Source organism: Paraburkholderia guartelaensis (assembly GCF_004353905.1).
Classification (GTDB): Bacteria; Pseudomonadota; Gammaproteobacteria; order Burkholderiales; family Burkholderiaceae; genus Paraburkholderia; species Paraburkholderia guartelaensis.
Genome location: NZ_SMOD01000004.1, coordinates 197,200 through 210,021 on the forward strand (window position 1 = coordinate 197,200; position 12,822 = coordinate 210,021).

A 12,822-nucleotide genomic window follows, 5' to 3' on the forward strand; every position below is an offset into this window, starting at 1 on the left:
CGTCAGAGAAAAGAATTATAGGGTGCACGAATCGCTCCGTCAAGCGTCTTTTTCACGCGACTGAAACATCACGCGTTCGGACATCGTCGAGCTGGCGATCGCAACGCGAGAATTATTTCGGACAACCTGGCAAATCTCACTGCGCCTGCGCGGGTTCCACCAGCGCGCGCACCTCTTCCGCCCAGGCAAGCCACATCTCCTGCGTGTGAATGCCCGCCTTGAGGATCGCGTACTGCAACTGCTGCCCGCGCGTGAGCGAAGCCGCGCCAAAATCGCGCTGCTCGATCTCCCGATACGTCGCGAGACGCGCACGATTTTCTTCGATGAGCCGCGCGAGTTCCTCGGCAAGGCCGAGCGGCCCGATCACGGCATCGGCGCGCAGCTTGAGCAGAAACACGTTGCGCGAGTCGAGGTCGAGCGCTGTCTCGCGCACCCAGCGCGCCACTTCATCGCGCCCGACCGGCAACACGCAATACACCTTCTTGCGCGACGCGGCGGCCGTCTCGTCCTCGATGACCGATACCCAACCCGCCTCGACCATGCGGCCCAACTCGCGATAGATCTGCTGATGCGTGGCGTGCCAGAAGTAACCAATGGCGCGATCGAAGCGGCGCGCTAGGTCGTAGCCCGACGAAGGCTTTTCCAGCAAGGCGATGAGGATGGCATGCGGCGTCGACATGCGGCGATTCTAAACCACGCCCCGCCCGATGCCAGGTTTGTTGCGGATCGAATTTTTCCACTATGCAACTGGTTGCATAGTTTCGATGGCTTTGCTATGTTTGAGGCTGCCAGCCGGCTCGCACGCCGGCGCATCGAATCACGCGACGGCAGCCTCATCCGGCGGCCGCCCCAGTCAAGGAGATATGGATGTCCCTGCCCGCCGTGCTGCGCCGCGGCCTGTCGATTCCGGTCGTCGGCTCGCCCCTCTTCATCATTTCGAATCCCGATCTCGTGATCGCCCAATGCAAGGCGGGCGTCGTCGGCTCGTTCCCTGCACTCAATGCACGGCCGGAGCACGTGCTGGGCGAATGGCTCGACCGCATCACCACCGAACTCGCCGAGTACAACGCGAAGCATCCGGACGCCCCGGCGGCGCCCTTCGCCGTCAACCAGATCGTGCACAAGTCGAACGACCGACTCGAGCACGACCTTGGCGTGTGTGCCCAATACAAGGTGCCGATCGTCATCACGTCGCTCGGCGCGCGCGAAGAGGTCAACCACGCGATCCACGCATGGGGCGGCATCGTCTTGCACGACGTCATCAACAACACGTTCGCGAAGAAGGCCATCGAGAAAGGCGCGGACGGTCTGATCGCCGTGGCCGCCGGTGCGGGCGGCCACGCGGGCACGCTCTCGCCGTTCGCCCTGATCCACGAGATTCGCGAATGGTTCGACGGCCCTCTGCTGCTTTCGGGCGCGATCGGAAACGGCAATGCGATTCTCGCGGCGCAGGCGGCGGGCGCCGATCTCGCCTATATCGGCTCGGCGTTCATCGCCACGCATGAAGCGAATGCCGTCGACGCGTACAAGCAAATGATCGTCGAAGGCGGCGCGGGCGATATCGTGTACTCGAATCTCTTTACGGGCGTGCACGGCAACTATCTGCGCCAGAGCATCGTGGCGAGCGGCCTCGATCCGGAGGCGCTGCCGCAGTCGGATCCGTCGGCGATGAATTTCGGCTCGACGCGCGTGAAACCGTGGAAGGACATCTGGGGCTCGGGCCAAGGCATTGGCGCGGTGAAGAGCGTCCTGCCGGCAGCTGAACTCATCGCGCGGTTGAAGCTCGAATACGAGGCGGCGCGCGTGCGTCTGGGCGTGGTCGCGGCGCCGCAAGCCGAAGAACAAGCCGCGCTTTGATGCGCGGCGCGAGGCGGGAGCGACCATGCCGCGTCCGCCTCGCCTCGTGATGAACCGCCGCGCCTTATGCGCGCGACTTCATGCGCGCGATTTCCTCTTCGACATCGCGCAACTGATCCTTGCCGAAGTACATTTCCTCGCCGACGAAGAACGTCGGCGAACCGAACGCGCCGCGCTCGAACGCCGACTGCGTGTTCGCAAGCAGCGCGGCTTTCACATCGGCGTCCTGAATCGCCGTTTCGAACGCCGTGGCGTCGAGGCCGTCCGCCTCCAGCGCCGCGCGGATCACGGCAGGGTCGTCCATCTTGAGGCCCTCTTCCCACATATGCGCGAACATGCGGTCCACGTAACGATCGAACGTGCCGTTGCGCTGCGCCGCGATCGCGCCGCGCATGATCTGCAACGTGTTCACCGGGAAGTGCGGATTGGGCCGATAAGCGCTCAACCCATGCCGCTCGATAAAGCGCCGCATCTCGAGCATCATGAACTTGCGCTTGTTTTCGATGTCCGCGAAGGCCTCGGCCGGCGAGCGATTGCCGCTCAGTTTGAAAAGGCCGCCAAGCAGGATCGGCACATACTCGAAACGCACCTGCTGGCGCGCTTCGATGCCGCCGATCACCTTGTGGCACAAGTAAGCGTTAGGACTACCGAAGTCGAACAGAAACTGCACCTTGATGTCACCCATCGTGTCTCCCCTATGTAAATACGCGCACCTTTGCCCGGGCGCGTCGACGTCCTAAGATACCTGAAACCGGGCCGATGTAATCGACAGTGAGACAAGCACCATGACGCAAAAGAAAGCCGTACTGGTAATTGGCGCAGGCGACGCCACCGGAGGCGCCATCGCGCGCCGCTTCGCACGCGAGGGCTACGTTGCGTGCGTGACGCGCCGCAATGCCGACAAGCTCGCGCCGCTCGTCGCGCAGATCGAAGCCGAGGGCGGCGAAGCGCACGCTTTCGGCTCGGACGCGCGCAAGGAAGAGGACATGATCGCGCTCTTCTCGGAGATCGAAACGCGCATCGCGCCGATCGAGGTGGCGATCTTCAATATCGGCGCGAACGTGCGCTTCGGCATTACCGAAACCACGGCGCGCGTCTATCAGAAGGTCTGGGAAATGGCCTGCTTCGCCGGCTTTTTGATGGGCCGCGAAGCCGCAAAAGTGATGCTGCCGCGCGAGCGCGGCTCGATTTTCTTCACGGGGGCGACCGCGAGTTTGCGCGGGCGCGAGGGCTTCGCGGCGTTCGCGGGCGCGAAGCACGCACTGCGCGCACTCGCCCAGTCCATGGCGCGCGAACTCGGGCCGCAAGGCATTCACGTCGGGCAGATCATTGTCGATGGTGCGATCGACACCGAGTTCATCCGCGAGAATTTTCCCGAGCGCTACAAGCTCAAGGAACGCGACGGCATTCTGAACCCCGAGCACATCGCCGACGCCTACTGGACGCTGCACCAGCAGCCGCGCGATGCGTGGACGCACGAACTCGATTTGCGGCCGTGGCTGGAGCAATGGTGAGGCAACTGTCGCCCGCGTTGCGAAGCAGGCGATAATGGCGCCGAAGTGCACTGAAAGCACACCGTCACCCTATCGAGCCTCACATGAAAATCGCAACGTGGAACGTCAACTCCCTCAAGGTCCGTCTGCAGCACGTCATCGACTGGCTCAACGAGAGCAAGACTGACGTGCTCTGCCTCCAGGAACTCAAGCTCACCGACGACAAGTTCCCGCGCGCCGATCTCGAGGCGCACGGCTATCGCAGCTGGTTTGCGGGCCAGAAGACCTATAACGGCGTGGGCATCCTCGTGCGCGAAGGCCTCTTCGTCGACGAGGCCACCGTCGTGCGCAATATTCCGGGCTTCGAAGATCCGCAGCAGCGCGTGATCGCCACGACCATCGGCGATGTGCGCGTGGTGAGCGCATATTTCCCCAACGGCCAGGCGCCCGGCACGGAGAAGTTCGCGTACAAGCTGCAATGGCTCGACGCCATGCACGACTGGCTCGCGCAGGAGATGCAGCGCTACCCGAAGCTCGCGCTGCTCGGCGACTACAACATCGCGCCCGAAGACCGCGACGTGCACGATCCGAAGGCCTGGGAAGGCCAGAACCTCGTCTCGCCCGAAGAGCGCGCGCAGTTTCGTCGGCTGATCGAACTGGGTTTCGTCGATGCGTTCCGCCAGTTCGAGCAACCCGAAAAGCTCTTCACGTGGTGGGACTATCGCATGTTCGCGTTTCGTCGCAACGCGGGCTTGCGCATCGACCATATCCTGCTCTCGCCCGCGCTTGCCGGGCACCTCACCGCATGTGAAGTCGACAAGGTGCCGCGCAAGTGGGAACAGCCGTCCGATCACACGCCGGTGATCGCCACGCTCGATATTGCGGGCTGAACGCGCGCCTTACCAGTTGCCCGCGAGCGTGGTCCACAGAAAACGATAAACGAGCGCGTCGTACTCCGCGCGCTCGAGCGAATCGCTGCCGGGACCGTGACCGCCTTCGGTGTTCTCCAGATACCAGACGTTCGCATGCCCTTGCTTCTCCATGCGCGCGACCATCTTGCGCGCATGCGAAGGATGCACGCGGTCGTCGCTCGTCGAAGTCGTGAACAGCGACGGCGGATACACGACGCCGGGCTTCACATGATGGTAAGGCGAATAGGCGGCCAGCGCGCGCGATTCTTCGGCATCCTCAGGATCACCATATTCGTCGATCCATGACGCACCCGCATGCAGCAGCGGGTAACGCTGCATGTCGAGCAACGGCACCTCGCACACCACGGCGCCAAACAGCTCGGGGCGCTGCACCATGCAGGCGCCCACCAGCAGCCCGCCGTTGCTGCCACCCTTGATGCCTAGTTGCGCGGCGCTCGTATAGCCATCGGCGATCAACTGCTCGGCCACCGCGATGAAGTCGTCGAACGAACGCTGGCGATGTTCGCGCTGCGCCTCGACGTGCCAGGCGGTGCCGTACTCGCCGCCGCCGCGGATGTGCGCGATCGCCACCACGCCGCCCTGCTCCAGCCAGCCAATGCCCGAGCCCACGAGATATTGCGGCGTGAGTGCGATTGCGAAGCCGCCGTAGCCCGTGAGCAGGCACGGCGACGCCTTGCGCGACTCGCCTTCGAGTACGGCCTTCGGGCCGATCACGGTGAACGGGACGCTCGTGCCATCCGCCGAGCGCGCGTGCGAGCGGATGACCGTCAGCGGCCCGGAATCGAACTGCGTGGGCCAGCGGTCGAGCAACTCCCACTGCTGGAGATCGGTTTGCGCGAGATCGGCGAGCCAGTATTCGGGCGGCAGCAGGTAGTCGTCGACATCGACAAATACCTCGTCGTTGAGGGTGTCTTCGATAGGCGAGACGTCCACCTGCGAACTCGCACGCGCAGGAAACACGCGCGACTCCCAGCGCCACGCACCATCTTCCTGGTGCGGCTGCCAGAGCATCGTGCGGCTCTCCACGTCGTCGAGCCAGGAGACGATCAAGACGTTGAGCGTATTGGTCCAGTCGCATGCCGACGTCACCGGCGTGGGCGTGAAGAGCGCCGTGAACGCGCGATCGCCCGCGAGGAAAGCGTCTTCGCGGATTGCGAGCAACGCACCGCCCTTGTAGGTCACACCCGCAACGCTCCAGTCGAGGCGCGGCTCGAGCAGCAGCCAGCCATGCCACGCGCCCACCGAGACATGCGTAGGCACGTCGTACACCTGCCAGTCGCCGCGCTCATCCAGACGATAGGTGTATGAATCGAAGAAGTCGACGCTGCGCACCACGTCGTGGCGCTTCTCGACCGGATCGTAGTCGCCCTCCACGCTGATGTCGTCGAATTCGCCGCTGAATACCACAGGCGCGTCGGCGAGCGCGGTGCCGCGCGTCCAGCGGCGCACCTCGCGCGGATAGCCCGAGCGCGTGAGCATTTTCTTGCCGCTCTTGCCGCCCGCGTCCCATCCCAGATACACGGTATCGCGATCGATCCACGAAATGATGTGCTTGCCTTCCTTCGCGATGGCGAAGCCATCGTCGACGAATTCGCGCTTCACGATGTCGAATTCGCGCACGATGACTGCGTCGGAGCCGCCATCGGAAAGCTGGATCAGCGCACGGTCGCCGTCCGGATACAGGATGTCGATACCCGCGCACACCCAGGGCATGCCCTCTTTCGCGCCGAGCGCGTCGAAGTCGATGAGCGTTTGCCACTGCGGCTTGTGGGCGCGCCAGTCGGCCCAAAGCGCGCGGCGCCACAGGCCCTTGGGATTGTCCTCGTCCTCCCAGAGGTCGTAGGCCCACTCTTGCCAGCGGCTCGGAATCACGGGCCGCTCGCGCGGCAAATAGGCCTGCGCAAGGCGCTTCTCGAGCGCCTCGAAACGCGCACCGCCCTGCCACGCGGCGCGCGTGCGCGCGTTCTGCGACTCGACCCAGGCCATGACGGCGGGGTCGTCGAGCGATTCGAGCGAAAGGAACGGATCGGCCTCGGTGGGCCAGGGAGAAGTCACAGGCATGATCGGTCGTCGACAGGAAAACAGCGTCGATTATGCCCTGTGTGCGCGCCATTGCACTGCGCATCGGGCCGGCTCGCGTCGCGCGAGGCCGGCCCGATGCCACAGGCTAGTAGGCGCTCATTCCAGATTGAGTTCCTGGATCTTGCGCGTGATGGTGTTGCGGCCGATACCAAGACGCTCGGCCGCCTCGACTTTGCGCCCGCGCGTGAAGTCGAGCGCCTCGCGGATCACGGCGGCTTCGAAACGGCGCGAGAGTTCGTCCATGACGTCGGCGCTGTTCTCGCGCAGGAGACGCGCGACCTCCGTGCGCAGACCGCTCTCCCACACGCTCAGCGGCGAGACCGCGGCGGCGGCGCCGTTGGACGCGCCGAACGCGGGTGTGCCGAACACCACGCCGCCCGACACGCCGCCGATCGCGCCGGGCAAGCCCGCACCCGCCACGGCACCCGCAACCGGCGAGACGCCGCCCACGCCGTTGGCCGCTGCGCCCGCTTCGGAAGCGGACGAAGCATCGGCGAGATGCACCACCCCCGCCGAGCCGTGCGCAGGCACGAGGTCAGGCGGCAGATCCTTGATCTCGATGGTCTGCGCAGGCGCCATCACGGTGAGCCAGTTCGCGAGATTCTCGAGCTGGCGCACATTGCCCGGAAACGGCAGCGACGACATCCACGCAAGCGCTTCGTCCGATACGCGCTTGGGCTCCACACCCAATTCGCGCGCGCTTTTTTGCAGGAAGTGGCGAGTGAGCAGCGGAATGTCCTCGCTGCGCTCGCGCAGTGCGGGCAAACGCAAACGGATCACGTTGAGCCGGTGATACAAGTCCTCGCGGAACAGCCCCTGGCGCACGCGCGTCTCGAGGTTCTGGTGCGTCGCGGCGATCACGCGCACGTTCGCGCGCAGCGGGTTGTGCCCGCCCACGCGGTAGAACTGCCCATCGGAGAGCACACGCAAGAGGCGCGTTTGCAGATCGAACGGCATATCGCCGATTTCGTCGAGGAACAGCGTACCGTTCTCGGCCTGCTCGAAGCGGCCCTGGCGCATGGCCTGCGCGCCGGTGAACGCGCCGCGCTCGTGGCCGAACAATTCGGATTCCAGAAGATCCTTCGGGATCGCCGCAGTGTTCAGCGCAATGAACGGACCGTTCGCGCGTGGGCTATGTCGGTGCAAGGCGCGCGCGACAAGCTCCTTTCCGGTGCCAGACTCGCCGGTGATGAGCACGGTGGCCGCCGAATGCGAAAGCCGCCCGATGGCGCGGAACATGTCCTGCATGGCCGGTGCCTGGCCGAGCATCTCGGGTGCTTCGGCGGGACGCTCGTCCCACTGCTGCTCGCCGCGCATGCTTTCATCGACGGCGCGGCGAATCAGCTCGACGGCCTTGTCGACGTCGAACGGCTTGGCGAGATACTCGAACGCGCCGCCCTGAAACGCGGCGACCGCGCTGTCGAGGTCGGAGAACGCCGTCATGATGATGACGGGCAAGCCCGGCACGCGCTCACGCACGGTTTGCAGCAGCTCGAGGCCCGAGCCGCCCGGCATGCGGATGTCGGAGACGAGCACCTGCGGGCTGTCGTGATCGAGCGCGCTCGCGGCTTCGCGCACATTCGAAAAGCTGCGGGTGGCGAAGTTCTCGCGGGCAAGGGCCTTTTCAAGCACCCAGCGTATCGATTGGTCGTCGTCTACTATCCAGATCGGCTTCATAAGATCGGTCAGAAGTCCTGGTGGCGTGCGGTATCGGTAAATCCAGATTCAGGTCTAGCTATCGTTTCAACTGATTCAACTATCGAGCGGCAGCAATATCTGAAACTCGGTGTGGCCCGGCCGGCTATCCACTTCGATGAGTCCGTCGTGCTGCTGCACGAACGTCTGCGCGAGCGTGAGGCCGAGACCGCTGCCATCCTCGCGTCCGGAGACGAGCGGATAGAAGATGCGATCGCGAATATCCTCGGGAATGCCGGGTCCGTTGTCAGTGATATGCAAGTCCAATGCCAGCTTGCACAAGCGTTTGGAAATCGTGACCTTGCGCGCGATGCGCGTACGCAATTCAATGCGCGCGTCGCCCTGCGAGATGCGTTCGCGCAGCGCCTGCGCCGCGTTGCGCACGATATTCAGCAGTGCCTGGATCAGCTGCTCCTTGTCGCCGCGCAGGTCGGGCACGCTCACGTCGTAGTCGCGCTCGATGGTGAGGCCGCGCGGGAATTCCGCGAGGATCACGGCGCGCACGCGCTCGCACACTTCGTGAATATTCACGTCGCCGACGATATGCGGGTGCCGGTGCGGCTCGAGCAGCCGGTCGACGAGCGTCTGCAGGCGGTCCGACTCCTTGATGATCACCTGCGTGTACTCGCGCAGCTCGTCGCGCTCCAGCGCGCCGAGTTCGAATTCGAGCAGCTGCGCCGCACCGCGAATCCCGCCGAGCGGATTCTTGATCTCGTGCGCGAGATTGCGGATCAGATGCTTGTTCACCGCCGTGAGGTCGTGAATGCGCTCCTCGCGGTCGCTGCGCAAATGACGCTCGTTTTCGAAGAGTTCGAGCAGCACGTAATCGGGCGAGCTTTCGAGAAAACCCACGACGACGTGCACGTTCAGCGGTTCGCGCCCGGGGCGCTCAAGCGAAGCGTCGAGCCGCGTCGCGTGAAAACGATGCTCGGCGATCGATGCGATCGTCGAAAGCAGCTCGTCCGCATTCGAGAAGAGATCGGACCACGCCATCTGCGCGAGCTGACGGCGCGAGAGATCGAGCATCGCCTCCGCCGAAGGATTCGCGAAGGCGACACGCAGCGTGCGCTTGTCGAGCACGAGCACGACAGTGGGCAGCGCCTCGAAGCCGGGCAACAGGCCCGACTCGACGAGCGGCGCGTCGTCGGAGAGCGGTTCGGCGTGCCCCTTCCTTGCCTTGATCAGATTCTTGAGCACCATGTTTCAGGCCGGCTGCCATACGGCGCACCAGCAACAGTCCTGGTCGTTAATTCTGGTCAATACGCTGGTCAACAAGCGGGGCATTACGCCTCGTCGACAAGCGACAAGGCGGCCCAACGAAAAAGGGACGGCACCGCCGTCCCTTGGAGACCCAACGCCAACGCGTCCTGCGAGTCGAAGAAACTGAACTGGCGCTTCGCTGTGTAGCTTGCAGCGAAGCGCCATCGCCAATTACAGCGAGTAGTACAGTTCGAACTCGACCGGGTGCGTGGTCATACGCACGCGTTGCAGTTCGCTTTCCTTCAGCGCGAGGTACGCGTCGATCATGCCGTCGGTGAACACACCACCGCGCGTCAGGAACTCGCGATCCTTGTCGAGCGCTTCGAGAGCCTGGTCGAGGCCGGCGCAAACGGTCGGGATCTTTGCATCCTCTTCCGGCGGCAGGTCGTACAGGTTCTTGTCGGCGGCTTCGCCCGGGTGGATCTTGTTCTGCACGCCGTCGAGACCCGCCATCATCAGTGCCGAGAAGCACAGGTACGGGTTAGCGAGCGGATCCGGGAAGCGCGTTTCGATACGGCGGCCCTTCGGGTTCGACACGTGCGGAATACGGATCGATGCCGAACGGTTGCGTGCCGAGTAAGCGAGCTTGACCGGCGCTTCGAAGTGCGGAACGAGACGCTTGTACGAGTTCGTGCCCGGGTTCGTGATGGCGTTCAGCGCGCGAGCGTGCTTGATGATGCCGCCGATGTAGAACAGCGCGAATTCCGACAGGCCCGCGTAGCCGTTACCCGCGAACAGGTTCTGGCCGTCCTTCCAGATCGACTGGTGAACGTGCATGCCCGAACCGTTGTCGCCGACGACCGGCTTCGGCATGAACGTCGCCGTCTTGCCGTACGTGTGCGCCACGTTGTGGACGATGTACTTCAGTTGCTGCGTCCAGTCTGCGCGCTCAACCAGCGTCGAGAACTTCGTGCCGATTTCGTTCTGGCCCTGGCCCGCCACTTCGTGGTGGTGCACTTCGACCGGAATGCCAATCTGCTCGAGCAGCAGACACATTTCCGAGCGGATGTCCTGGAACGTGTCGACCGGCGCGACCGGGAAGTAGCCGCCCTTCGTGCCCGGACGGTGACCCGTGTTGCCGCCTTCGATTTCGCGGCCCGACGACCACGGTGCTTCATCCGAGCCGATCTTCACGAAGCAGCCCGACTGATCCGTGTTCCACTGGACCGAATCGAAAATGAAGAATTCCGGCTCCGGACCGAAGAAGGCGGTGTCGCCGAGGCCCGTGCTCTTCAGGTAGGCTTCAGCGCGCTTGGCGAGCGAGCGCGGGTCGCGCTCGTAGCCCTTGCCGTCGGCCGGCTCGACCACGTCGCAGGTCAGAACGAGCGTCGACTCTTCGTAGAACGGGTCGATGAAGGCCGTGTTCGGATCCGGCACGAGCAGCATGTCCGAGGCTTCGATGCCCTTCCAGCCGGCGATCGACGAACCGTCAAACGCATGACCCGACTCGAACTTGTCTTCGTCGAATGCCGACAGCGGAACCGAAACGTGCTGCTCCTTGCCGCGCGTGTCCGTGAAGCGGAAGTCGACAAACTTGACGTCTTCGTCCTTGACGAGTTGCATGACGTCGGCCACGGATTTACTCATAACCTATTCTCCTGATTAACGATTTCGGCGAACGCTGCCGCCGTCCAAATCTTGTTGATCCCCCGCCGGCCGCCTCCTTCCCAGGTCTGTCCTGCTGACCCCGGTTGGCCGGCTGCGAATCGATCGAGACGTATAAAGCAGCTTCCGTGCCATGCATGCGCCAACGTGGCGCAAAACCCTTTCGCGACGCGCACTTGGAATCAAAAATCGTGCGCTGCGCGATTGTGGAGCCGCCAGCGTGGCGGCTCATCGGCACCAAACTCGTGCAATCCCGAATTTGGCGCGCGAATCTCTCATCATTATGGTGCAAAACACCTTGCATGCACCAACTCGATGCATCCTGCCCTTTGTGCTGCCCGAAGCGTCGCGCGCGTGCCGCTTCAGCTTGTGTGAGCCACTCTCCCGCTCCGTCCCCACGCGCTAGAATGGTTTTTTGGTCCAACGCGTAACAGGAGATCCGTTGTCATGAGTACGCTCGAACAGTTGTACGCCCAGGCGGAGAAGCGCCGCGTCGAGAACCAGCTGCCCTACGCGGGCGCGGTATCGCCCGCAGAGGCATTCGAGCTTCTGCAGCTCGACCCGCGCGCGCGCCTCGTCGACGTGCGCACGCGCGCTGAACTCGACTGGGTTGGCCGTCCTGTCGTAGGCGACGGCCAATATTCGCACGTCGAATGGACTCGCTATCCGGGTGGCGTGCCCAACGCTGAGTTCCTCACCCAGCTCAAGAGCGCCGTGGAAGCCGACGCGCCGGTGCTGTTCCTGTGCCGCAGCGCCGCGCGCTCCAAGCTCGCCGCCATCGAAGCCGCAAAGGCCGGGTTCACGAAGGCCTACGACCTGCTCGAAGGTTTCGAAGGCGACAAGGACGGCCAGGGGCACCGCAAGACCGTCACCGGCTGGTGCTTCCGCGGCCTGCCGTGGATCGGCGCCTAAGACCGCTCTGCTTGAACCCAACGGGCCACTCTGAGCGCCCCGTGTGACACGCCGATGATGCGCCGCCGGCCCTCGAGCCGCACGCGGCGCACCTTCACACGCTGATTCAAAAACCGGCGCGCGGCCCGCTGCGGCGCTCGCGATCGGGCGTACCCTCGCCCGGCGCCGCCGGCTCGACCACATCGCCGCCCAGTTCGTGCACGCCTTCGCGCAGCTTCACGAAGGCGGCCGCCACGGCCTCGGGCTCGCCCTTCACGCCCAGATCGATATGCCGGCGCGCGTAAATGCCGCCGCGCTCCGTATCGCCCACGCTCGGCAGGCTGAAGACCCGCACGCCCGGGAAATCGCGCTCGATGCGCTCCATGAGCGGCGTGAGCGTCGACTCGGGCAGCTCGAACACGAGTAGCGACTTCTCCGCGTGCGGCGTCTGGTGATGCAGGTGCGCGTACTTCGTGTCGAGCACCCACTCGATCATCGGCCAGGCCATCACGGGGAAACCGGGCACGAAGTAATGCTCGCGAATCGAAAAACCCGGAATCTTGTTGTAGCCGTTCGGGATGATCTCGCAGCCCTGCGGGAACGTGCCCATCTGGAAACGGTGCAGATTCTCGGGCGACTGGAAGTTCACGGGATCGGCGCCCGTGTGCATGTCGCGGATGCGCTCGCGGATCGCCACCTCGGCGTCAGGATGCAATGCGAGCGGCACGCCCAGCGCCGCAGCCGCGCACTGGCGCGTGTGGTCGTCCGGCGTCGCGCCGATGCCGCCCGTCGAGAACACGATGTCGCCCGAAGCGAACGAGCGCCGCAGCGTCTCGGTGATGCGCTCGGGGTCGTCGCCCACGTACTGGGCCCACTCGAGCGAAAGGCCGCGCGCGCCGAGCAGTTCGATGACCTTCGGCAGATGCTTGTCGGAGCGGCGCCCCGAGAGAATCTCGTCGCCGATGATGATGACGCCAAATGCCATGGGTCGCCTCGCTGGATTGTCT

Annotated in this window: 11 protein-coding genes; 4 read left to right on the top strand and 7 right to left on the bottom strand. The window is 64.3% G+C overall.

The window, feature by feature from the left end; genetic code table 11:
* Positions 1–136: 136 nt before the first annotated feature.
* Positions 137–679: a PadR family transcriptional regulator gene (locus tag E1N52_RS07200; protein WP_133181483.1), complete on the bottom strand. Its 543-nt coding sequence runs from the start codon at positions 677–679 to the stop codon at positions 137–139.
* Between the two features lie 188 nt (positions 680–867).
* Between E1N52_RS07200 and E1N52_RS07205 the strand changes: the two genes are divergently transcribed.
* Positions 868–1,857, top strand: coding sequence for an NAD(P)H-dependent flavin oxidoreductase (locus E1N52_RS07205; protein WP_133181485.1), 990 nt, complete (start codon positions 868–870; stop codon positions 1,855–1,857).
* Positions 1,858–1,921: 64 nt separating this feature from the next.
* On the opposite strand, the gene E1N52_RS07210 is transcribed toward E1N52_RS07205, so the two are convergent.
* On the bottom strand, positions 1,922–2,542 hold the full coding sequence (locus E1N52_RS07210) for a 2-hydroxychromene-2-carboxylate isomerase (protein ID WP_133181487.1): 621 nt from the start codon (positions 2,540–2,542) through the stop codon (positions 1,922–1,924).
* Between the two features lie 100 nt (positions 2,543–2,642).
* Here E1N52_RS07210 and E1N52_RS07215 point away from each other — a divergent pair, with 100 nt between their 5' ends.
* Positions 2,643–3,371 carry an SDR family oxidoreductase gene (locus E1N52_RS07215; protein ID WP_133181489.1) on the top strand — a complete coding sequence of 243 codons (729 nt, stop codon included), beginning with the start codon at positions 2,643–2,645 and terminating at the stop codon, positions 3,369–3,371.
* 83 nt (positions 3,372–3,454) lie between these two features.
* Positions 3,455–4,240, top strand: coding sequence for an exodeoxyribonuclease III (xth, locus tag E1N52_RS07220; protein ID WP_028204196.1), 786 nt, complete (start codon positions 3,455–3,457; stop codon positions 4,238–4,240).
* 9 nt (positions 4,241–4,249) lie between these two features.
* Here the strand turns inward: xth and E1N52_RS07225 are convergent, their stop codons facing one another.
* The 4 genes from E1N52_RS07225 to glnA all read right to left on the bottom strand — a co-directional run bounded on the left by E1N52_RS07225 (position 4,250) and on the right by glnA (position 10,906).
* On the bottom strand, positions 4,250–6,343 hold the full coding sequence (locus E1N52_RS07225; RefSeq protein ID WP_133181491.1) for a prolyl oligopeptidase family serine peptidase: 2,094 nt from the start codon (positions 6,341–6,343) through the stop codon (positions 4,250–4,252).
* 117 nt (positions 6,344–6,460) lie between these two features.
* Positions 6,461–8,041, bottom strand: coding sequence for a nitrogen regulation protein NR(I) (gene ntrC / locus E1N52_RS07230; RefSeq protein ID WP_133181492.1), 1,581 nt, complete (start codon positions 8,039–8,041; stop codon positions 6,461–6,463).
* Positions 8,042–8,116: 75 nt separating this feature from the next.
* The gene (glnL, locus tag E1N52_RS07235) at positions 8,117–9,259 is read right to left on the bottom strand and encodes a nitrogen regulation protein NR(II) (RefSeq protein ID WP_133181494.1); all 1,143 of its coding nucleotides are present in this window, start codon (positions 9,257–9,259) and stop codon (positions 8,117–8,119) included.
* Between the two features lie 231 nt (positions 9,260–9,490).
* Positions 9,491–10,906: a type I glutamate--ammonia ligase gene (glnA, locus tag E1N52_RS07240; RefSeq protein WP_133181496.1), complete on the bottom strand. Its 1,416-nt coding sequence runs from the start codon at positions 10,904–10,906 to the stop codon at positions 9,491–9,493.
* A 465-nt stretch (positions 10,907–11,371) separates the two neighbouring features.
* Here glnA and E1N52_RS07245 point away from each other — a divergent pair, with 465 nt between their 5' ends.
* The gene (locus E1N52_RS07245; protein ID WP_133181498.1) at positions 11,372–11,836 is read left to right on the top strand and encodes a rhodanese-like domain-containing protein; all 465 of its coding nucleotides are present in this window, start codon (positions 11,372–11,374) and stop codon (positions 11,834–11,836) included.
* Positions 11,837–11,942: 106 nt separating this feature from the next.
* Here E1N52_RS07245 and E1N52_RS07250 read toward each other — a convergent pair whose 3' ends face one another.
* Positions 11,943–12,800, bottom strand: a complete 858-nt coding sequence (locus tag E1N52_RS07250) for a competence/damage-inducible protein A (RefSeq protein ID WP_133181500.1) — start codon at positions 12,798–12,800, stop codon at positions 11,943–11,945.
* Between the last annotated feature and the right edge of the window lie 22 nt (positions 12,801–12,822).